Here is a 20,451-nt window from a genome sequence, read left to right as displayed (position 1 = left end):
CCTGGTAAGGGGTAATCGGATTGGGCGTCAGGCGAGGCGGGCCAGGCCATCGACGGCGACCACGCCATCGGCGCGGACGAACAAGGGGTTGATCTCGGCTTCCTCGACGCGCACGCCGGCCGCGCAGGCCAGGCGCGAGAACGCCGCGATGGCGCGGGCCAAGGCATCGCAATCGCCTGGTGGCAGGCCGCGAAAGCCGCGTATCAGCCGGGTCTGGCGGACTTCGAGAATCATCCGGCGGGCTTCTTCCTCGTCCACCGGGGCCAGGCGCACGGTGTAGTCGGGCGACAGTTCGGCGGCGATGCCGCCCGCGCCCAGCAGCACGGTCGGGCCGACCAGGGGATCATGGCGGTAGCCCAGGATCATTTCGATCAGGCGCGTCTCCATGGGCTGCACCAGGATGCCGTCGACCCGCGCGCCGGGCGCCCGGCGCCGGACGTTCTCCAGCATTTCGCTGGCCGCGTCGCGCAACGCGTCGCCGTCGGCGATGCCGACGCGCACGGCGCCCAGTTCCGTCTTGTGCGCCAGATCGCGCGAGCAGACCTTGGCGACGACGGGATACGGCACGGCATGCGCCAGCGTGGCCGGGTCGGCAAGCTGGCCCTGCGCCACGGGCACGCCCAGGCTGCGGAACAAGGCGCCGGCCTCGTGCTCGCTCAACATGCCCGAACGCGGCAGCGCGGCCGGCCAGATGTACGGCGCGCCGCTGGCCGGCGGCCTGCCGTCCGTGGCGAAGAACACCGCCAGCGCGTCCGCGCAAGCCTCCGGCGTGCGGAACGCGGCGATGCCGCCCGCGCGCAGCAGCGCCAGCGACTCGGGCGCCTCGGGCGCCAGAAACACCGCCAAGGGTTTGTCCGCCGGTTTGTCGGCTTCCAGCAGCGGCTTGACCGCCAGCCCGGGATGAAACTGCGCGGACGAACCGACCACGCTCAGCACCGCATCGCACCAGTTGGCGCGCAGCAAATGCTCCAGCAGCATCTTGTATTGGGCGCTGCTGGCCGCCAGGGTCAGGTCGATGACCGGGGTTTCGCGGATGCGCAGTCCCTGTTCGGCGATATCGCGCACGAAGTCGGCGGGCGGCGCCACGGCCACCATGCCATGCAGTCCCAAGTTGTCCACCACCGTCGCCGCGCCGCCGCCCGTCGTGGTGATCACCGCGACCCGCGCCGGCTGGTCCGGCGCGCGCAACGCACTGCCATCGCGGGCATGGCGGGACGCCAGTGGCGCTAGCTCGAACAGCGTCTCCAGGTTGCGCACGCGCATGACGCCATAGGCTCTGAGGAAGGCATCGACCGCGACGTCGTTGCCCGCCATCGCGCCGGTGTGGGACTGAGCCAGCGCGTCGCCCTGTTCCGAGCGCCCCAGCTTGTAGGCGATCACGGGCTTGCCCGCGGCCCGCGCCCGCGTCAGCGCCCGGCCCAGCGTGGCGGCGTCGCGCAGCGTTTCCAGGAACAGCAGGATGGCCTTGCTTTGCGGATCGTCGACCAGCGCATCGACCACTTCGCCCACCGTGATGTCGCTTTCGTTGCCGACGGAGACCGACTTGGCGAAGCCGAAGCCGCGCGCCGCCGCGCGCGACAGCAGCGATCCCATCATGGAGCCGCTTTGCGACACCAGGCTGATATCGCCCGCCAGCAGGGTGTCCGCCTCGAACGCCGCGTTGACCGAAAGAATGCCGCCGGTATGCAGGTTGGCGCAGCCGATGCTGTTGGGGCCCAGCAGGCGCAAACCCAGCTTGCGGGCTTGCGCCACCAGCGCCGCCTGGCGCGCCTGGCCTTCGGGGCCGGCCTCGCCGAAACCGTCGGAATAGATGGTCACCACCTTGGCGCCGGCCTGGGCGCATTGATCCAGCACGGCCGCGACCTCGCCGCCCGGGATCATGACGAACACATGGTCGACCGGACCAGGCAGGCCGGCCAGGGAGGGATAGGCTTGCTCGCCCAGGATTTCCGCGCGCCCCGCGTTGATGGGATAGACCGCGCCGGCATAGCCGTGCTTGCGCATGAAGCGGAGCGGCCGGGCGGTGTTCTTGCGCGCGTCGCCGGAAGCGCCCACCAGGGCGATGGATCGGGGCGACAGGAGCGCGTCTGCAAAAGAAATGTCTGACATGGATGAGGCAGGTGTCATGGATGGGCTGAGGGGAAATGCGTCAAGGCTGCGGCATGTCGGCGGCCAGCCGCAGGGCGCGCACGGGCATGGCGTCCAGGCGCCAGACCGCATCGCGCAGGGCCCGGGCGCGGGCGCCGCCGAGCACCGGCCCCGCCAGTTCCTCGAACTTGTCGTTCAGGTCGGCGTCGGACAGCGGCGACTCCGGGTCGCCCTTGCGGTAAGGGGAATGGTGTTCCAGGGTCTGGCCGCCGCAGGTGGTGATGGATACGCGCGCCGCCCGCATCTTCGGAAAACCGGCGCTCAGCGCGGCATCGGCCCGCAGCTCCAGTTTCTGCATCAGCTGGCGCACCCGCGGATCCCGCAGGCGCTGCGGCTCGAAGGCATCCAGGCGCACCGAGCCGTGGACCAGGGCGTGCGCCACTACATAGGGCAGGCTGAACTTGGCCTCGAAGGCGGTGGCCGGGGCGAAGTTGCCGGTCACGTCCAGGGCTGTCTGGTAGGCGTCCACGCGCAAGGATGCGATGTCGTCCGCGCGCACGCCGCGTTGCCGCAGCGCCAATGCGCCGTCGATCGCGGCAAACGTGTGGCCGCAGCAGCCGTGGTTCTTCTGGGTGATGCTGAGGATGTTGTAGCGCGCGCCCAGTCCATCGACCGCCAGGCTCCAGTCCGGATCCTGCGCCAGCGCGGCGCCGAAGCCGACTTCGCCTTCCAGGATGTCGCGCACGCCGGTAATGCCGTGGGCCGCGCCCTGCCCTGCGCGCACGCCGACCGCGGCCGCATGGCCCGCATGCAGCGCCTTGCTCATGGCGTCCGAGCGGAAGGCCTGCTGCAAGCCGCTGGCGAACGTGCCGGCCGTGGCCAGCGCGTGCAGCATGACCCCGGCGTCCCCCGGCGCGCACAGGGCCGCCGCGGCCGCCGCGCCGCCGAAGCAGCCTACCGTGCCGGTGGTATGGAAGTAGCGGTAATGGGCGGGTTGGACCGCTGCGCCGATGCGGGTCGAGATTTCATACCCCACCACGATGGCGTTCAGCAGTTCCCGGCCGCTGGCATCGGCGTCCTCGGCCAGCGCCAGCGCCGCCGAGATGGTCGGGCAGCCCGGATGGTAGATCGCGTCGCGGTAGATGTCGTCGAACTCGACGGCATGGGACACGCTGCCGTTGATCCAGGCCGCCGTGACCGGAAATGCCGTGGTGGCGCATCCCGGCAGGCTGGACCGCCCCGAACCCAGCTCCGCCCCATGGGCGCCTAGCAACTGCAGGCATGGCTGGGTGCGCGTGCCGGGATACAGCGCTGCCAGCCAGTCCAGGAAGGCGCGTTTGGCGTGGTGGATGACTTCGTCGGGCAATCTGGCCCGGGTGTCGTGCGCGCCATAGGCCGCAATCGTGTCCAGCAACATGCGTGTCTCCGTTGTTGTCGCGGCGCGGCGGCGCGTCGCTCGTGTCTGCCGATCACTCTAGGCGTGCGTGGGCGGCCTGCGTTGATAAAAAGGAAAACGAGCGTTCTTGTTCCTGGGGGGACGGAATTGGAGAACGTTGCGTTGCCAATTTTTCATACCGGCGGCCCGGCGCGCTCCGTAAGCTGCATGCAACAACTAAAAAACCCGCGACACAAAGGAGGAAGTAATGAGTGACAGCAAGACCCCGCTGGGCTTCATCGGCCTGGGCGTGATGGGCGAACCCATGTGCGCCAACCTGGTCCGAAAGTCCGGCCATCCCGTCTACGTGACCGATATCAGCGCCGAACCGGTAGCCCGGATCGGGGCGCTCGGCGGCCGCGCCTGCGCCTCCATCATCGAGGTGGCCCAAAGCGCGGAGATCGTGTTCCTGTCCTTGCCCAGCATCGTGCAGGTGGAACAGGTGTGCACCGGGCCGGGAGGCCTGGTGGAAGCGGCTGGACGCGTGCGCATCGTGGTGGACATGAGCACCAGCGACGTCACCCGCACGCGCCAGCTGGCCGAGACGCTGCGGGCTCACGGCATTCTGCTGATCGATGCGCCCGTCGCCCGCATGCGCGAGGCCGCCAGGCTGGGCACGCTGATGATCACCGTGGGCGCCACGCCCGAAGACTACGAGACCGTGCTGCCCTATCTGTCCTGCATGGGCACGGACGTGCTGCGCTGCGGCGGCGTGGGCAACGGCCAGGTGGTCAAGATCATGAACAACATGGTGGTTTTCATGACGGTGCATGCGCTGGCCGAGGCCATCACGATAGGCCGCAGCGCCGGCGTGGACGGCGCGCTACTGCTGGACGCGCTGAGCAAGGGGTCGGCGGACAGCTTCGTGCTGCGCAATCCCGGCCAGAAGGCGCTGGCGGCCGAAAACTATCCCGAAAAGACCTTCCCCACCGAGTACGCCATCAAGGACATCCTGCTGGCGCTGGAGCTGGCCAGGCAGGGAGAGGTGGACGCGCGTTCGGCCAAGCTGACGCATGACCTGCTGGAGCGCACCCGCGCGGCCGGCTACGTCAAGGAGTACTACCCGGTGATGGTCAAGCTGATCGAGCGCGGCTACGAATAAACCCGCCCGCTGCGCCGGGCGGCGCAACCCGCGCCGCTCCTCCCTACTCTGAGAAAACGATGAAATCACTATTTGCCAGGTGGGCGCTGCCTGCGCTCGCCGCCGCCATCAGCTTCAACTCGGCCGCGGCCGGCTATCCCGCCAAGCCCGTCACGCTGGTCATCGGCTTTACCGCGGGCGGCCCGACCGACGCGGTGGGCCGATACCTGGCGCGCAAGCTCGAGACGGAATTGGGCCAGACCGTGGTGGTCGAAAACCGCGCGGGCGCCAATGGCGTGGTCGCGGTGCAATCGGTCAAGCGTGCCGCGGCCGACGGCTACACGCTGATGCTGGGCAGCAGCGGCACCCTGTCCATCGAACCCGTCTACAAGCAGAAGGTCGACTATCAGGTGCTGAAGGACTTCCAGCCCGTGGCGCTGGTGGCCAGCTATCCCTACCTGCTGGTCGTGCCGTCCAGCTCTTCCTTCAATACCGTGCAGGAACTGATCGCCGGGGCGCGCCAGAAGCCCGGGACCCTGACCTTCGCGTCGGCGGGCAGCGGCGCGGTCAATCATCTGGCGGGCGAATGGTTCAAGAGCGCCTCCAAGGTCGACATCACGCATGTGCCGTACAAGGGCGATTCCGCCGCCATCGCCGACCTGGTCGCGGGCCGGGTCGACATGGCATTCCTGAGCGCGATCGCGGCCATGCCGCAGGTGCAGGCCGGCAAGTTGCGGGCGTTGGCGATCGCCAGCGCGGAACCCTCGCCCGTCGCGCCAGGCGTGCCCACCGTGGCGCAAGCCGCGGGGATCCCGGGTTTCACGGCCGAACCCTGGAACGGCGTGCTCGCGCCCGCGGGGCTGCCGCCCGACGTGACCCTAAGACTGAACGCAGCGGTCAACAAGATCATGGGCACGGCCGAGACGCGCGATGCGCTGCTGAAACTGGGCCAGTTCCCAATGACGGGCAGCGCCGATGATTTCGCGCAGCACATCCGTACCCAGACCGAGCGCTGGGCGCAAGTGATCCAGGACGGCAACATCGCCAAGGCGGAATGAATGGACAACTCTTTGCAGTATCCCGAACTGAACCTGTTGATCGGCGGCCAGGCCCAGGCGGCGGGAAACCGCCGTACGCTGGACGTGGTCGATCCCGCCACCCAGGCGGTGCTGGGCCGCCTGCCGGTCGCCACGGCGGAAGATATCGACGCGGCGCTGGACGCGGCGCACCGCAGCTTTCCGCGCTGGCGCGATACGCCCGCGCTGGAGCGCGCCGCGGTCCTGCGGCGCGCGGCCGCCCTGATGCGCGAACGCACGCCGCGCCTGGCATGGCTGATCACGCGTGAACTGGGCAAGCCGCTGGCCGAATCCGAAAAGGAAGTGGCCACGGCCGCCGAAATGTTCGAATGGGCGGCCGAGGAAGCCCGCCGCACCTATGGCCGCCTGATCCCGGGACGCGTCGCCGGAATCCGCCAGATGGCGATCCCGGAACCGGTGGGACCGGTGGCGGCCTTTGCCGGCTGGAACGCCCCGGCCATCACGCCTTCGCGCAAGATCGCGGGCGCTCTGGGCGCGGGCTGCTCCCTCGTCATCAAGCCTTCCGAGGAGACGCCCGCGATCGCGCTGGAGATCGGCCGCGCGCTGGCCGATGCCGGCCTGCCCGCGGGCACGCTCAACATGCTGTTCGGCGATCCGGGCGAGATCTCGCGGCGCTTGATCGAGTCGCCCCTGATCCGCATGGTGACCTTCACCGGATCCACCTCCATCGGCCGCGAGCTGGCCGTGATGGCGGCGGCCGGCCTGAAGCGCGCCACGCTGGAACTGGGCGGCCACGCGCCGGTGCTGGTGTTCGACGACGCCGACATCGAGGCCGCGGCCGATACCGTGCTGGCGGCCAAGCTGCGCAATTCCGGCCAGATCTGCACCTCGCCCACGCGCATGTATGTGCAGCAAGGCGTCTACGAACGCTTTGTGGCGCGCTTGGCGGAGCGCGCCCGCGGCTGGCGGGTCGGCAACGGCCTGGACGCCGGCGTGCAGATGGGGCCGCTGGCCAACCCCAGGCGCCTGGCGGCGGTGGAATCCATGGTGGCCGACGCGCTGGCGCGCGGCGCGCAACTGGCGGCCGGTGGCGTCCGGCCCGATCTGCCGGGGTGGTTCTGGGCGCCCACCGTGCTGCGCGACGTGGGAACCGACAGCCTGGCCGCCCATACCGAACCTTTCGGTCCCTTGGCGCTGGTCAGCCCGTTCCGCGACCTGGATGAAGGCCTGGCGCTGGCCAACCGCCTGCCCTTCGGCCTGGCCGCCTACGTCTACACGCGCGACGCCGCCCGCGCGCGGACCGCGACCGAGCGCATCGAAAGCGGCGTCGTCTGCGTGAACCATTGCCAGGCGTCCTTGCCGGAGACGCCCTTCGGCGGCTTCAAAGACAGCGGCCTGGGCAAGGAAGGCGGCATCGAGGGCCTGCAGGAATTCATGCAGATCAAATACGTAAGCCAGATGTAGGCCGCTCATAGGCCGACCACCAATAGGCCAATCCATAGGCCAAGCAAGGGAGACAAACCATGAACAAGCAGATCACCGTCCTGCTGGCGCTCGCCGCCGGCGCCGGACTGGCGCAGGCACAGACGCCATCGGCGGATGGCATCTCGGACGGCGTCGTGCGCATCGGGGTGTTGACGGACATGTCCGGCGCCTACTCGGGCAACGTCGGGCCGGGGTCGGTGCTCGCCACCAAGCTCGCGATCGAGGACTTCGGCGGCAAGGTCCTGGGCAAGCCGGTGGAGATGCTCTCCGCCGACCACCTGAACAAGACGGACGTGGCCGCGGGCCGCGCCCGCGAATGGATGGACCGCGAGAAGGTCGACGTGGTGACGGAGCTGGGCAACAGCGCCGTGGCCCTGGCCGTGATGAACATCGCCCGCGAAAAGGGGCGCATGACCATGGTGACGGGCGCGGGCGCAACCCGAATCACCGGCAAGGACTGCTCGCCGAACAACGTGCAATGGGTCTACGACACCTACGCGCTGGCCAAGGTGGGCACCCTGCCCCTGGTCGAGGCCGGTGCGAAGAAATGGTACTTCGTCACGGCGGACTACGCCTTCGGGCATTCGCTGGAAAGCGACGGCATGCGCTTCGTGAAGGACGGCGGCGGCACGGTCGCGGGGACGGTCCGCTACCCCTTCCCGGGCACGGACTTCGCGTCTTTCCTGCTGGCCGCCCAATCCAGCAAGGCGGATGCGGTGGCCTTCGCCAGCGCCGGCGCGGACCTGCAGAACGAGATCAAGCAGGCGCGCGAGTTCGGCCTGTCCGAACGGCAGAAACTGGTCGCCATGCTGATGAGCATCACCGACGTGCATGGCGTGGGCCTGGAGGCGGCCCAGGGGATGACCTTCGCGGAGACCTTCTACTGGAACATGGACGATGAGACCCGGGCGTTTTCGCAGCGCTTCTTCAAGGCCGCCGGCAAGATGCCCACGGCTCTGCAGGCCGGGCAATACTCGGCGGTGCTGAATTACCTGCGGGCGGTCGAGAAATCCGGCTCGGACAATGTGGACGTCGTCATGCAGACGCTGCGCGGCATGCCCATCCGCGACGCCTTTGCGCGCAATGCGCGCCTGCGCGAAGACGGCAAGCTGATCCACGATACCTACGTGGTCGAAGTGAAGTCGCCGCAGGAATCGACCGCCGCCTGGGACTATTACAAGATCGTCAAGACGGTGCCGGGCGACCAGGCCTTCATGCCCTTGGCCGAAAGCCAGTGCAAGCTGGTCAAGAAATGACCGCGGCCCCGCCCGTCCATGAGGTGTATGCGATCCGCTACGCCAGCGTGGAGCGCCGGGCCGTGGACAATTTCCTGTCGCGCGGCGACGTGCACGACGGGCCGATGCCGCTGGACTTCTATTGCTGGCTGGTGCGCGGCGCAGGCCGCGCGGTGCTGGTCGACACGGGCTTCAGCGCCTGCTCGGCGCGGGCCCGCGGCCGCGCCTTCAGCCTGCAGCCCGAAGCCGCGCTGGCGCGGCTGGGGCTGGCGCCGGAGGACATCGGCGACATCGTCCTGACCCACCTGCACTATGACCACGCGGGCAATGTGGAGGCCTACCCCCGGGCGCAAGTCCATCTGCAGGATGCCGAGATGCGCTACGCCACGGGGCGCTACATGTGCTTCGAGGCGATGCGGCATTTTTTCTCGGCCGACGACGTGCAGGCGGTGGTGCGCCGGCTCTACGCGGGACGGGTGCGCTTTCACGACGGCGATACGCCGTTGGCGCCGGGCGTGGAACTCTACCGGATCGGCGGGCATACGCCCGGCCTGCAAGTGGTGCGCGTGCATACCGCAAGGGGCTGGATCGTGCTGGCGTCCGACGCGCTGCACTACTACCGCAACTACACTGACCACAACCCTTTCCCTGCCATCTTCCATGTCGGCGACATGCTGGAGGGCTATGCGCGCATCCGGTCGCTGGCCGATTCCGATGCGCACATCGTGCCCGGCCATGATCCCCTGGTAGCCGCGCGCTATCCGCGCGCGGACGCGGAAGACGGGATCTACCGGCTGCATATGCCGCCGTCTGACTAGGAACCCGATATGCAAGACGACGATTTCATTCTTCACCGCCTGGCTGGCGCCGTGAACGCGCGCGAACGGCTGGTGTGGCGGGGCCGGCACCTGAACACGGTATTCCTGCTGGAAGCCGGCGATACCGCCTACCTGATCACGGTGGCGGGCGGGCGCATCGAACAGGTGCGGCGCGGCCCCTTCGTCATGCCGCGCTGGGATTTCGCGCTGCGCGCGCAAGCCGGGGACTGGGCCCGCTACTGGGCGCCCAGGCCGGCGCCGGGCTTTCATGACCTGATGGCCATGATCAAGTTCCGCCGCCTGCGCGCCGAGGGCGACCTCTATCCCTTCATGTCCAACCTGCTGTATTTCAAGGAGGTGCTGGCCTGCCCGCGCGCTCCGGGAGCCTCCTCGTGAACCCGCAACAAGCCTTGTTCGAACCGGTCGTCGGCCGCTACCTGCGCCTGCAGTTGGGCGGACGCGAGCACCGCGTGTACGTCGAGGAAGCCGGTAGCGGCGCCCCCCTGCTCTGCCTGCACACCGCCGGCGCGGATACCCGCCAGTACCGCGCGGTGATGAACGATCCGGACATCCTCCGGAACTTCCGGGTCATCGCCTTCGACCTGCCCTGGCATGGAAAATCCTCGCCGCCCGAAGGCTGGCACGAAGAGACCTACCGCCTGACCTCGAAGGACTATGCCGAGGCCGTGCTGGGCGTGGCCGACGCGCTGGCGCTGGAGCGCCCCATCGTCATGGGCTGCTCCATCGGCGGCCGCATGGTGCTGCATCTGGCGCTGGAGCATGCGCAACGCTTCGGCGGGGCCATCGGCCTGCAATCGGGGGCGCACGTGGAGCCCTACTATGACCTGGAATGGCTGAACCGTCCCGACGTGCATGGCGGGGAAGTCTGCGCCGGCATCGTGTCGGGCCTGGTGGGCCCGGACAGTCCCGACAAGCATCGCTGGGAAACGCTGTGGCATTACATGCAAAGCGGGCCCGGCGTCTTCAAGGGCGACCTGCACTTCTACACCGCCGACGGCGACATCCGGGAACGCGTGGCCCAGATCGACACGCAGCGCTGTCCGCTGTGGCTGCTCACCGGCGAATATGACTATTCATGCACGCCGCAGGACACTGAGTTCCTGGCCGGCCGCATCGCGGGCTCGAAGTGGCAGATCATGGAGGGCATGGGCCATTTCCCCATGAGCGAGGATCCGGAGCGGTTCTTGTCGTATCTGCGGCCGGTGTTGGCAGAAGCGGCCGCGGCTCGCGCGGGAAAGTAGCGGCTGGCGGGCGGCCGCGAGCCGCTCGCCGGCAACCTGCGCGGCGGCGCTAGGGCGCGTCCGCCACGGACGCCGTCAGGGCGCGCAGCAGTTCTTCCACGGGCCGCGCCAGCTGCGCCGCGTCGCGCACGCAGACGTAGAACTGGCGTTCGGCCCATGCGTCGCGCAGGCGCAGCAGCACCAGCCCCATCGAAGCCAGATAGTTGCGGGCGATGCCTTCGGGCACGATGCCTATGCCCAATCCTTCGCGGATCATGCGGCAGCGGGTTTCGAAGTTGGACACCTGCAATTTGACGTTGGGCGGACGCGTCAGCGTCTGGCCCACGTAGGCCAGGAACTGATCCAGCGAATGGCGCGGGAAATAGCCCAGCAGGTCGTAATCCAGCGCCTCTTCGAGGAACAGCTCGCCGCGTCCCGCCAACGGGTGCCCCACCGGCACCACCAGCCCGACGCGGTCGCGGCGAAAGGGAAACGAGGCCACGCCCGGCACCGGATGGTCGGCGTGATAGATGCCGATGTCGACCGAGGATTCCGCCACCATGCGCGGAATGTCGTAGCTATGGGCATCGAGCAGGTCCACGCTGACGTCGCGCCGGTCGGCCAGGAAGCGGCCCATCACGCTGGGCAGGAATTGCAGGATGGTGGACGGATTGGAGGCCAGGCGGATCTTCGCCTGGCCGTCGGCGGAATAGCCGTTGATGGCGCTTTCCGTCAATTGCACGCTGCGCAGGATGGCCTTGGCGCGCTGGTACAGCAATGCGCCGGCCGGCGTGGGCTCGACCCCCCGTCCGTGCCGGTGCAGCAAGGTGCGCTCCAGGTGCCGCTCCAGTTCCGCGACGCGCTTGCTGGCGGCGGAGGTCACCAGGTTCTCGCGTTCGGCCGCTTTCGACAGGCTTTTTTCTTCGACGGCCGCGACGAAGATCTCCAGTGCGGGGATATCCAGCTTTTTCATACCGGCAATATACCGTGGCGCCAGGCCGTCAACGACGCTTCCACGTGCCCGATTTCGTCCGCCGTCATCCCCGCCGCGTCGTAGTAGCGCCGGCGCTGTGCCGCCACTTCCAGCACCCGATCCAGGATGTCGCGCGCGATGGCTTCGGAACGCAGGCCGAAACGCCGGTATTCGCTCAGGCAGTTCTGGAAAGAGCTTTCGCGGCCGGCTGCGCCGATGTGCAGGTAGTGCCTGGCGGAGCCTTCCTGCGTGACCACGTCGAACAAGGGCGACAGGCGGTAGGTATGCGCGCCCTCGTCCTTGAGAAAACCGACGTTCTTCAGGTGGTCGTCGGTGTTGTGCACGGCTACGTTCAGGACCATGCGCGCGTACAGCTCCTTCAGGTCCTGCACCGGATTGGACGATATGCGGCGGACTACGTCGGCCAGCCGGGCGTACGAATACGTGGCCTTGCCGCGCGCTCCGTCCAGTTCGCGTTTGCCGATCTGCGCGGATGGGCTGATGAGCGAGGCGCCGCTGAGGAAGTGCCGGCGGGCGACGGCCGCCGCAATGCCTTGCCCGGCCGGCAGTTGTTCGCGGTCGAAGCGGTGCGTGAGCAGCACGGCCCCCAGGTGCGTTTCGACCAGGCGGATGTCGGGCACTGTCAGGCCTATGTCCCGCGCCATCTGCAGGTTGGCGTACTCGACCCGCTGGCGGTCGTAGGAATCCCCCTTGCGCGGAAACTTGGCGATCCACATTTCGCCCTGCTCGTCGCGCACGATGGTCTTGGGGCGCGCCCCGCCGATGTCCCAGGAGCTGCCCAGGATGTCGCGGTACAGGCCCTTGGGCTTGACGCCCTGGTCGATGTCGGTGAGAAGGTCGGCAAGCGATTCCAGCTGGCCGAGTTCCGGCAGGCGGTAGGTCTTGCGCATGTTCGGGGTGAGCTGGCGGGCGCTGAAGAACAGCGCGCCCACGCCCATGCCGCGGCCCTTGAGCAGCACTTCGTCCTCGGTCACGCGCGCGCCGGCGTTGTCCACCCGCATGACGTTGCGGCCCCAGGCGTCGGGCGCGGCGTCGAAGATTGCGCCCAGCGTTTCGTAGCGGCTTTCGGTGCGGAACGTGGTGCGCGCGTCCGCCAGCGGCAGGTTGAGCGGATCCAGCGCAAAGGCGCGCGGGTCGTTCACATAGGACTGCACATAGGTGAACTCGGCGTAGAAATGGTTTTCGTCCGAGTCGTCCAGCGTCAGCAGGCCGGCCAGCACCGCCTCGCCGCGTATGTCTACGTAGACATACAGCTCGCTTTCCACGGACTTGTGTTTTCTGGTTTGCACGATAGGCCGGCGTTAAAGCTGGGTGGGATCGGCGCGGTGCGTGGCCGGCGCCTTGCGGCTGCCCCGACTGGGCCGGCGCACCGCGTCCAGGCGCTTGCCCACGCCGTCCAGGTCGGGATCGCCCAGGGCGTAGACCTGGTCCGCATAGCCGTACTGCAGCAAGGCTTCGATGGCCAGCGCCAGGGACACGCCGCCGTCGCCGCGCTCCAGGCGCGTGACGGTGGCGCGCGACACGCCCATGCGGGCGGCGAGCGCCGATTCGGTTTCGGCGCGGCGCAGCCTGGCCGTACGGAGGTTGGCGCCGATACGGGCGAGCGCTGCGGCGGCATCGAAGCTGGGTTCGATCTTCTTTTTCATGACTTGATAATAGTGCTTTAGTTGCCAATTTGCACTATTAATGAGTCATTTTTACAATAGGTGCGAAGAATATTAATGGTGCATAAACAATAGTTATGCACCATTAATGAGGCAAATCTACACGACTACCGCTTGCTCCAGGCGCAGTCCGCCGCGAGCGGTGTCCAGCGTCACCTGCGCACCCAGAGGCAAGGTCAAGTTCGGATCGCCATGGCCGCTGGGCCATCCGGCCAGGACTGGAATGCCGCGCGAGCGGAACTGGTCGAGTATCAGCGGGTACAGCAGCCCTTGCGCCTGGGCATCGTCGCCCGGCATCCCCAGGATGCGGGTGAAGTTGCCGACCAGCACGCCCTTGAGGTCATCGAACTTGCCGGCCGCGGCCAGCTGGCTCAACAGCCGGTCGATGCGGGGCAAGGCTTCGTTGACGTCCTCGATGAAGAGAATGGCGCCGCTCGTGTCGATTTCGCTATCGGACCCGATCAGCGCGCCGATCAGCGCCAGATTGCCGCCGATCAGCCGACCGGTGGCGGTGCCAGGAATCAGTTCCGTGGCGCTGGCATACGGAGGCGGCATGATCCATGCCCCCTGCCCGACCTGCCCGCTGACCATGGACAGCAAATGCGATTCGGTGGGCTCGCGCTTGCCGGCCAGCAGGTCTTGCGCCAGCATCGGCCCGTGGAACGTGACGAAGCCGGTGCGGCGCTGCATGGCCAGGTGCAGCGCGGTGATGTCGCTGTAGCCGATGAAAGGCTTGGGGTGGCGCCGCAGCAGATCGAAGTCCAGCTGGTCCAGCAGGCGCCAGGAGCCGAAGCCGCCCTGCAGGCACCACACGGCGCCGATGTCGGGCGCGGCAAAAGCCGCGTGCAGGTCGGCCAGGCGGTCGGCGTCCGCTCCCGCCAGATAGTCATAGGGGGCGTCCAGCCGCGAGCGCGAAGCCGGCATGACTTGCGGCACATAGCCGCGCGCCAGCAGCCATTCGGCGGCCTCGTCCGCGGCATCCAGCGCGGCGGACGCAGGCGCCACGATGGCGATGTGCGCACCGGGCTTGAGCGCGGGCACGGGCACGGCTGCGCCGCTGGCAAGCGGAGGCGCGGCAGGTCCGGGCTTGGCCGATTGCGGCGTACGGCGCGGCGGCTTGGGCGCCGCGCAGCCTGCCAGCGCGGCGGACAGGCCCAGGCCTGCCGCATTGATCAGAAAGCGTCTGCGTGCGGAGCCGGGCTCCAGCCGCAGGCCTTGCGGCGCTTGTTCCATGGTCATCCCTGCTGCCGTCAGAAGCGTTCGTAATCCAGGCGGTAGCGCCACTGTCCGAGGTCTAGGCCCGCCATGGGCAGGCGCCCGATGCGAATGCGGCGCAGGGCCTGCAGGCGCAATCCAAACGCATCGCAGGCGTATTCGATGAATCCGGGCGCGGCCGTCTTCAGGGCGAAGCGCAGGTGGGTCTCGTTCTGCCAACTGACTTTCATGGGCGTGGCGGCGCGGCCGTCATAGGCCATGCCGCGCTGCAGGCGCGCCAGGTCGGCGGCGCTGAGCTGGCCGGACACCTGGGCCACGTATTCCTGCTCCACATAGCGCCCCTCTTCCACCAGCTTGCGCGCCACCGGGTATTCCTGCGTGTAGACGATCAGGCCGCTGGCCGCGCGCTCCAGCGGCGTGACGAGCTTCAGGCCGTTGAACATGCGATTCAGATAGCGCTGGCCCGAACGGTCGCCAGGCATCAGGTTCTCGGGCAGGATCAGATCGCGCGCGGACCCGGGCTCATCACTGGCGTAAAGGCCGGCGGGCTTGTGCAGCAGGATGGTCACGGGACGTGCCTCTTCCAGGCGCGCGCCGGGCAGCAGGCCCACCGACTGGCCGGGCGCGACCCGGAATCCGGGCTCTTCGACCCGCTTGCCGTCCACGGCGGCCCAGCCGCCTTCTATGTAGCGTTCCGCATCGCCACGCGAGCACGGCAGTTCGGCGGCCAAGCGCTTGGCCAGGCGTACGCTTTCGCTCATCGCGCCACCGCCTTGCGCGTGGAAGCTACGGGATCTGAGTGAACAGGAAAGCCGCTTTGGAGCGGTGCCAGAGGGTGCATCGTCATGAGGTATTGCCGGGGTGTTGCCAGGAAAAGCGGGCCAGGAGCCCGCAGCGTGAGGCAGATGTTACGCCCTTCCCTGGCAGGCTGCCCGGCACACGCCGGATCGGCCGTTCCAGGCGCCGGCTGTTCAGACCGGCGGGAATCCGGCACGTTCAGCGGGCGTCTCGCCGGGCTCTGCGTCGGCGCCCAGCGCGGCGGGCGGCGGCACTTCGTCGATCCAGGCCTTGACCAGCGTATGGGTCACCGCGAGGATCACCGGACCGATGAACAGGCCCACGATGCCGAAGGCGAACAATCCGCCCAGCACGCCCACCAGGATCAGCAGCAGGGACAGGTTGACCCCGCGCTTGATGAGCAGCGGCCGCAACAGGTTGTCCAGCATCGCCACCAGCACCGCCCAGACCAGCAGCACCGCAGCCGCCAGCTTCATGTCGTTCTGGAACAGCCAGACCACGCCGGCCAGCATGGGCAGGAAAGGCCCAAGCTGCGCCAGGCACAGCATCACCATCAGCGCGGTGAGGATGCCGGCCGCCGGCACGCCCGCGATCCACAGGCCGAGGCCGCCCAGGCCGGACTGCACCACGGCGGTGACGACGATGCCCAGCGCCACGGCGCGTATCGCCTGCCCGGCAAGCTTGACCGCCGCCAGGCCGCGTTGGCCCGCCAGCCGGTTGAAGAAGCGGCGCACGAAGTCGACCGCCACTTCACCCTTGGTATAGAGAATGCCGGCCACGATCACCGTGATCAGCATGTGCATCATGAAGGCGCCGACGATGGCGGCATGTCCCAGCAGCCAGGCCGCCGCGCTGGTCAGATAGGGTTCCAGCCTGGCCAGCAAGCCGCCGGCGCCCGCGTCGGACAGGGTCTGCCATTCCTGCGCGATCTTGGGGCCGACCAGCGGAATGCCGTGGACCCAGGCGGGTGGAGCCAGCAGCGCGTAGTCGGGCAGGCTCTTGACCGCGGCCATGATTGCGGTGCTGTGCAGCGCCAGGGTCGAGATCACCTCATAGAGCGGCAACACGATGACGAACAGCAGCATGACCAGCATCGTCAGGGTGCCCAGCCAGCGCCGCCCGCCGCAGTAGCGCTGGATGGCCAGCATGACCGGCCACGTCGCCACGACAATGGTGGTTGCCCAGACCAGGCCGGGCAGGAACGGGCGCAGGATGTAGAGGCTGCCTGCCATCAGGCCGGCCAGGATCACGATGACGAGAATGATGCGGGCGAGATCGACCGTCTGGCGTGGAAGAGGATTCAACCGCTGCTCCTGATAGGGCCGGCAGCCCTGATGTGTGGCGCATCGATGCCGGCGGGACGTCTGCCGGATGGGTGCATGCGGATGCGCCTGTGGCGAATTTATCCGAAAATCCCGCGGACATATACCGTGGCGGCCCGCAACCGGCGCCGCCTCCCGCTAGCGCGGGGCGCCCGCGCCGTCGCCTGCGCCCTGCGCGCGGATCAGCGTATAGGCGATGTAGTACTTGTAGATGTTGCTCACATACTGCACCGTTTCGCGCCCGATGCGCTCGGCCGCCACGCGCTCGACGTTGTCGAACCAGACATTCGGATCCAGCCCCTTGGCCGTGGCCTCCTTGCGCAGCTGATTGATCCGGCCCGGCCCCGCGTTGTAGGCCGCAAAGGCGAACAGCCCCCGGTTCAGGTCCGTCATGGGCTCCTTGGCGTAGTACTGGTCGATCATGAAGCGGATGTATTTGACGCCGGCATGGATGTTGTATTCCTCGCGCCGGATATCGCCCACCTGCAGTTCCTTGCCGGTGGCCGGCATGATCTGCATGACGCCGATCGCCCCGACCGAGCTCTTGGCGCCCTGGTCCAGCCGGGACTCCTGGTAGCCCTGGGCCATCATCAGCAGCCAGTCTATGTTGTATTGATCCCCGTACTTGCGGAAGAAGTCCGCCAGGCGGTGGAATTTCTCGATTTCCTCGGGGTCGGTGGCCGCCTTCACCCATTTCACTGACTTCAGGTACTTGGTCAGCTGCTGGTTGCCAAACGAGGTGCCGACGCGGTTCTTTTCCATGAAGGGGTTGAGCGCCGCCGCGAGCTTGGGCGAATCCTTGCGGAAGGCGAAAGCGATGTCGTTGCCGCTGTCGACCTCCAGGTTTTCATAGACCCGGATCTGCGGGAAGATCTGCTTCCAGAAGTTGGCCAGATAGCGGTCGGCGACGGTGTACTTGACCAGGTCGGCGCTGGCCATTTCCAGGATGTCGTCGGTCTCGAAGGTGCCGGGCGCGTCGCGGATGATGGCGGGTTTGAGGCCCCGGGCCTGCAGGTCCGCATTGAGTTTCTTGACGCTGCCGTAGTAGCTGCTGACCGGGTTGATGAAGATCTCCTGCCCGGCCAGGTCGTCCAGCGATTTCAGTTCCGGCGCGCCGGGCGAGGCCACGACGATCTCGCGCACCCCCGAAGCCAGCGGCGTGGAAAAGTCCACCAATTTCTTGCGCTCTTCGGTGACCGTCAGGTTGGCCGCGATGATGTCGCCCTTGCCTGCCAGCAGGTCCGGAATCAGGCGCTCGCGGGAGGTCGGCAGAAACACCACGTAGACGCGGATGTTCTTGTTCTTGAGCTGCCGGTTCAGGTCGTTCTCGAACTCGGTCATCATGTCCGTGATGATGCCGCGCTGGGTGCCGCCCTTGTCCAGGAAGTACAGCGTCTTGTTATAGGGCACCAGCACCCGGACCTGGCGGCGCTTGACCATGCCGTCGAAATCCCCGATCCAGGGCTTCATGTTGTAGGCCAGCGCCAGCGGGTCGGTTTTGCCCTTCGCCGGCTGGGCGTACCCAGGCGAGGGAGGCAACCACAGCAACAGCGCGCAAAGCATCGAGGCAATCACGCGAAATGACATAGTTCCTCCGGCAGGCCCGGTTACTGCGGCACCTGATATATGCCGCGCGGCGAGGCGCGCTGCGCGCTTTGCCGTGCCTATAACAATATCGGGCGGCCAGGGTTCATGCAACGCATTCTTGCAATGCGGGCTGCAAGGCTGGCGGTGATCCGAAAAGCCCCTAGGGCTGGGCGGGTTCGGGCGGCGCGAGCCCCGCGTCCTGCCGCTGGACTTGCGCCATCAGATGCCGGGTCAGTTCGCCCAATTGCTCGTCCTTCGCCTTCAGCTGCGCAAGGGAGTCGGACGAGCGCTGTTCGGCGGCTTCGAGCCGGGATGCCAGCGCCCCCTCGCGGTCACGCGCCGCCGCCCGGGCCGTGTCGGCCGCGGCCTGCTCGGCCTGCTGGCGTACTTGCAGGGCCTGGGCTTCGGCGCGCAGGGCCTGCGCCTCCCGTTCCGCCTGACGCCGCTGATCCTGTTCCTGCTCCAGCGCCTTGCGCGCCTGCGCCGCCTGCTGCTGGCTGGCGGCCTGCGCTTCATCCAGCCGCGCCTGCAAGCGTTTGATTGCGCCGCGTTCGCTGTCCAGCTCGTTCAGCCAGCGGCGCTCGTGGGCGGTGTGGCGGGTCTCCAGCGCGTCGAGCGCCTGGGCATGCTGGGCGCGGATCCTGTCGCCTTCCGCCAGGGCGGCCTGGGTGGCGTGGCGCGCGTCTTCCAGTTGCAGCTGGATGCGCTTGAGCTGTTCGTCGCGCTGCCGCAGCTGCTGTTCGGCCGCTTGCAGCCGGTCTTCGGCGGCGGCCAATTGGGAAGTGGCCACCCTGAGCGTTTCCTGCAGATCCTGTTCGCGATGGGCAAGCTGGGCTTCGCGCAGTTGCAGCTGTTCCGCATCTGACGCCAATTGCTCCCCTTCCCGCGCCAGCTCTTCCCAGCGGCCGCGGTAGGCCTGCTCCTGTTGGGCGCGGGCTTCGGACAAGGCGGCTTCCCAGAAATGGGCGGCCGCCAGCGCTACCGGGTCGGGCACGGCCGCGGGCGCTGCGAAGGCGCCGGGATCCTTGATGCGCGCGCCCAACGACCTGAACCAGGTTTCCAGATAGGGGCTGACGGTATTGGGCGAGCCCCGCCCGATCTTTTGCCGCACACGTTCGATGGTGGGCCGCGCGCCCTCCAGCAGCAAGGCGTCGGCGGCGGTCCAGACGTCAGTTTCGGTAATTCCGGTGGCCATGCGCTTGCTCCGTGCCGGATTCGGCATCTGTATGATAATTACCCACGATAATGGAACCTTATCGTGGGTAATTTGATATTTATGTTAGATATCATACAGCATACATAATAATATGTATGAAATAGGATTTTCCAACCTCCTCCGACCATGAATCAGCTGAAATTGCAGGCGCCGCTGCCCGCGCTGGACCCGCTCACCCTGGACGCCCAGGCCGATGCCGCGGCCAGCGCCCTGATGCGTGAAGGCAGCTCGGCCAACACGGTCGCCAGCTACCGCGCCGCCATCCGCTACTGGACCGCCTGGTACGAATTGCGCTATGCCCGCCCCTTTGCCCTGCCCTTGCAGGAGGCCGCGGTAATCCAGTTCGTGGTCGACCATGCGCAGCGTTCAACCGAACAGGGCCTGAAATGGGAATTGCCGCTGGCGCTGGACCAGGAACTGGTGCGGCTCAAGGCCAAAGGCAGGCTGGGCGCGCCCAGCCTCAACACGCTGTTGCAGCGCATCTCCGTGCTATCCAAAGCGCACGAGCTGCACGGCCATCCCAACCCCTGCCGCGCGGCCGCGGTCCGCGAATTGCTTGCCCGGACCCGCCGCGCCTACGCACGGCGCGGCGTGGCGCCCGCCAAGAAGGTGGCGCTGACGCGCGAACCGCTGGAGGCCATGCTGGCCACCTGCGACGAGTCCCTGCGCGGATTGCGCGACCGCGCCCTGCTGCTGTTCGCCTGGGCCAGCGGCGGGCGCAGGCGCTCCGAAGTCGTGCGCGCCACGATGGAAAACACGCGCCGCACGGCGGATGGTTTTCTGTTTGCACTGGCGCATTCCAAGACCAACCAGGCGGGCGCTGCCCGCGCCAACGACCAGAAGCCCATCGTCGGCGTGGCGGCGCGGGCGCTCGATGCCTGGCTGCGCGCCAGCGGCATCACCCAAGGCCCGCTGTTCCTGCGCGTGCGGCGCGGTGATGTGCTGGGCGAACCGCTGGCCGCCGCGGCGCTGCGGGACATCGTGATGGAACGCTGCCGGCTGGCCGGCCTGGAGGGCGAATTTTCGGCGCACAGCCTGCGTTCGGGCTTCGTGACCGAGGCCGGACGGCGCAACGTGCCGCTGGGCGACACCATGGCCATGACTGGGCATGCCAGCGTGGCCACCGTCATGGGCTACTTCCGCGCGGGAGCGGCCGCCGAATCGCCCGCGGCCCGCCTGCTGGATGAGCCGGACGCCCCGCGCGGGTAAAATCCCGCGCACTCGCCGCAACCCGA

Annotated in this window: 18 protein-coding genes; 8 read left to right on the top strand and 10 right to left on the bottom strand. The window is 67.8% G+C overall.

Translation table 11 applies throughout. From position 1 onward, the window contains the following. Positions 1 to 27: 27 nt before the first annotated feature. Both FOC84_RS29465 and FOC84_RS29460 read right to left on the bottom strand, forming a co-directional pair. Entirely contained in the window at positions 28 to 2,109 is a 2,082-nt protein-coding gene (locus FOC84_RS29465; protein WP_254241815.1) for an acetate--CoA ligase family protein, read from the bottom strand. A gap of 40 nt (positions 2,110 to 2,149) precedes the next feature. Beyond that, on the bottom strand, positions 2,150 to 3,505 hold the full coding sequence (locus FOC84_RS29460; RefSeq protein ID WP_173148533.1) for an MmgE/PrpD family protein: 1,356 nt from the start codon (positions 3,503 to 3,505) through the stop codon (positions 2,150 to 2,152). Positions 3,506 to 3,731: 226 nt separating this feature from the next. Here FOC84_RS29460 and FOC84_RS29455 point away from each other — a divergent pair, with 226 nt between their 5' ends. From FOC84_RS29455 to FOC84_RS29425, 7 genes are read left to right on the top strand one after another with little or no spacing between them, the layout of a single operon-like run. Further along, positions 3,732 to 4,625, top strand: a complete 894-nt coding sequence (locus FOC84_RS29455) for an NAD(P)-dependent oxidoreductase (protein ID WP_173148531.1) — start codon at positions 3,732 to 3,734, stop codon at positions 4,623 to 4,625. Between the two features lie 59 nt (positions 4,626 to 4,684). Beyond that, positions 4,685 to 5,662, top strand: coding sequence for a Bug family tripartite tricarboxylate transporter substrate binding protein (locus tag FOC84_RS29450; protein WP_173148529.1), 978 nt, complete (start codon positions 4,685 to 4,687; stop codon positions 5,660 to 5,662). Next, a complete protein-coding gene (locus FOC84_RS29445; protein ID WP_173148527.1) occupies positions 5,663 to 7,105 on the top strand; it encodes an NAD-dependent succinate-semialdehyde dehydrogenase in 1,443 nt (480 codons plus the stop codon). A 59-nt stretch (positions 7,106 to 7,164) separates the two neighbouring features. After that, positions 7,165 to 8,382, top strand: a complete 1,218-nt coding sequence (locus FOC84_RS29440; RefSeq protein ID WP_173148525.1) for an ABC transporter substrate-binding protein — start codon at positions 7,165 to 7,167, stop codon at positions 8,380 to 8,382. Then, positions 8,379 to 9,179: an N-acyl homoserine lactonase family protein gene (locus FOC84_RS29435; RefSeq protein ID WP_173148523.1), complete on the top strand. Its 801-nt coding sequence runs from the start codon at positions 8,379 to 8,381 to the stop codon at positions 9,177 to 9,179. Before FOC84_RS29440 ends, FOC84_RS29435 begins: the two co-directional genes overlap by 4 nt. Positions 9,180 to 9,188: 9 nt before the next feature. Further along, complete coding sequence (locus FOC84_RS29430) at positions 9,189 to 9,575, top strand: hypothetical protein (RefSeq protein WP_173148521.1); 387 nt, start codon at positions 9,189 to 9,191, stop codon at positions 9,573 to 9,575. Beyond that, positions 9,572 to 10,441, top strand: a complete 870-nt coding sequence (locus tag FOC84_RS29425) for an alpha/beta fold hydrolase (protein ID WP_173148520.1) — start codon at positions 9,572 to 9,574, stop codon at positions 10,439 to 10,441. The genes FOC84_RS29430 and FOC84_RS29425 overlap by 4 nt, the downstream gene beginning before the upstream one ends. Positions 10,442 to 10,490: 49 nt before the next feature. On the opposite strand, the gene FOC84_RS29420 is transcribed toward FOC84_RS29425, so the two are convergent. The 8 genes from FOC84_RS29420 to FOC84_RS29385 all read right to left on the bottom strand — a co-directional run bounded on the left by FOC84_RS29420 (position 10,491) and on the right by FOC84_RS29385 (position 19,195). Then, entirely contained in the window at positions 10,491 to 11,393 is a 903-nt protein-coding gene (locus FOC84_RS29420; protein ID WP_173148518.1) for a LysR family transcriptional regulator, read from the bottom strand. Then, complete coding sequence (locus FOC84_RS29415) at positions 11,390 to 12,703, bottom strand: type II toxin-antitoxin system HipA family toxin (protein WP_254241814.1); 1,314 nt, start codon at positions 12,701 to 12,703, stop codon at positions 11,390 to 11,392. The genes FOC84_RS29420 and FOC84_RS29415 overlap by 4 nt, the downstream gene beginning before the upstream one ends. Before the next feature lie 12 nt (positions 12,704 to 12,715). Continuing rightward, positions 12,716 to 13,060 carry a helix-turn-helix transcriptional regulator gene (locus tag FOC84_RS29410; RefSeq protein ID WP_173148516.1) on the bottom strand — a complete coding sequence of 115 codons (345 nt, stop codon included), beginning with the start codon at positions 13,058 to 13,060 and terminating at the stop codon, positions 12,716 to 12,718. Positions 13,061 to 13,177: 117 nt separating this feature from the next. Beyond that, positions 13,178 to 14,119 carry a S66 peptidase family protein gene (locus FOC84_RS29405; RefSeq protein WP_173150496.1) on the bottom strand — a complete coding sequence of 314 codons (942 nt, stop codon included), beginning with the start codon at positions 14,117 to 14,119 and terminating at the stop codon, positions 13,178 to 13,180. A 209-nt stretch (positions 14,120 to 14,328) separates the two neighbouring features. Further along, positions 14,329 to 15,054 carry an RNA pseudouridine synthase gene (locus FOC84_RS29400; RefSeq protein ID WP_173148514.1) on the bottom strand — a complete coding sequence of 242 codons (726 nt, stop codon included), beginning with the start codon at positions 15,052 to 15,054 and terminating at the stop codon, positions 14,329 to 14,331. Between the two features lie 210 nt (positions 15,055 to 15,264). After that, entirely contained in the window at positions 15,265 to 16,395 is a 1,131-nt protein-coding gene (gene ydiK / locus FOC84_RS29395) for an AI-2E family transporter YdiK (RefSeq protein WP_173148512.1), read from the bottom strand. Positions 16,396 to 16,551: 156 nt separating this feature from the next. After that, entirely contained in the window at positions 16,552 to 18,000 is a 1,449-nt protein-coding gene (locus FOC84_RS29390; RefSeq protein ID WP_173148510.1) for a transglycosylase SLT domain-containing protein, read from the bottom strand. A gap of 160 nt (positions 18,001 to 18,160) precedes the next feature. Beyond that, complete coding sequence (locus FOC84_RS29385; protein WP_173148508.1) at positions 18,161 to 19,195, bottom strand: DNA-binding protein; 1,035 nt, start codon at positions 19,193 to 19,195, stop codon at positions 18,161 to 18,163. Between the two features lie 147 nt (positions 19,196 to 19,342). Here FOC84_RS29385 and FOC84_RS29380 point away from each other — a divergent pair, with 147 nt between their 5' ends. After that, entirely contained in the window at positions 19,343 to 20,425 is a 1,083-nt protein-coding gene (locus tag FOC84_RS29380; protein WP_173148506.1) for a site-specific integrase, read from the top strand. Positions 20,426 to 20,451 lie beyond the last annotated feature (26 nt).

Origin of the sequence: Achromobacter pestifer, assembly GCF_013267355.1 — a bacterium.
Classification (GTDB): Bacteria; Pseudomonadota; Gammaproteobacteria; order Burkholderiales; family Burkholderiaceae_B; genus Achromobacter; species Achromobacter pestifer_A.
The sequence above is the reverse complement of the archived record's forward strand: the minus strand, read 5'-3'. Positions and strand labels throughout refer to the sequence as shown.

What these genes read in the sequence shown, in the direction of transcription:
- FOC84_RS29430 (WP_173148521.1), top strand. Translation starts at nt 9,189, where the DNA reads ATGCAAGACGACGATTTCATTCTTCACCGCCTGGCTGGCGCCGTGAAC.
- FOC84_RS29435 (WP_173148523.1), top strand. Translation starts at nt 8,379, where the DNA reads ATGACCGCGGCCCCGCCCGTCCATGAGGTGTATGCGATCCGCTACGCC.
- FOC84_RS29440 (WP_173148525.1), top strand. Translation starts at nt 7,165, where the DNA reads ATGAACAAGCAGATCACCGTCCTGCTGGCGCTCGCCGCCGGCGCCGGA.
- FOC84_RS29465 (WP_254241815.1), bottom strand. Translation starts at nt 2,109, where the DNA reads ATGTCAGACATTTCTTTTGCAGACGCGCTCCTGTCGCCCCGATCCATC.
- FOC84_RS29400 (WP_173148514.1), bottom strand. Translation starts at nt 15,054, where the DNA reads ATGAGCGAAAGCGTACGCCTGGCCAAGCGCTTGGCCGCCGAACTGCCG.
- FOC84_RS29380 (WP_173148506.1), top strand. Translation starts at nt 19,343, where the DNA reads ATGAATCAGCTGAAATTGCAGGCGCCGCTGCCCGCGCTGGACCCGCTC.
- FOC84_RS29460 (WP_173148533.1), bottom strand. Translation starts at nt 3,505, where the DNA reads ATGTTGCTGGACACGATTGCGGCCTATGGCGCGCACGACACCCGGGCC.
- FOC84_RS29445 (WP_173148527.1), top strand. Translation starts at nt 5,663, where the DNA reads ATGGACAACTCTTTGCAGTATCCCGAACTGAACCTGTTGATCGGCGGC.
- FOC84_RS29410 (WP_173148516.1), bottom strand. Translation starts at nt 13,060, where the DNA reads ATGAAAAAGAAGATCGAACCCAGCTTCGATGCCGCCGCAGCGCTCGCC.
- FOC84_RS29455 (WP_173148531.1), top strand. Translation starts at nt 3,732, where the DNA reads ATGAGTGACAGCAAGACCCCGCTGGGCTTCATCGGCCTGGGCGTGATG.
- FOC84_RS29390 (WP_173148510.1), bottom strand. Translation starts at nt 18,000, where the DNA reads ATGTCATTTCGCGTGATTGCCTCGATGCTTTGCGCGCTGTTGCTGTGG.
- FOC84_RS29450 (WP_173148529.1), top strand. Translation starts at nt 4,685, where the DNA reads ATGAAATCACTATTTGCCAGGTGGGCGCTGCCTGCGCTCGCCGCCGCC.
- FOC84_RS29385 (WP_173148508.1), bottom strand. Translation starts at nt 19,195, where the DNA reads ATGGCCACCGGAATTACCGAAACTGACGTCTGGACCGCCGCCGACGCC.
- FOC84_RS29420 (WP_173148518.1), bottom strand. Translation starts at nt 11,393, where the DNA reads ATGAAAAAGCTGGATATCCCCGCACTGGAGATCTTCGTCGCGGCCGTC.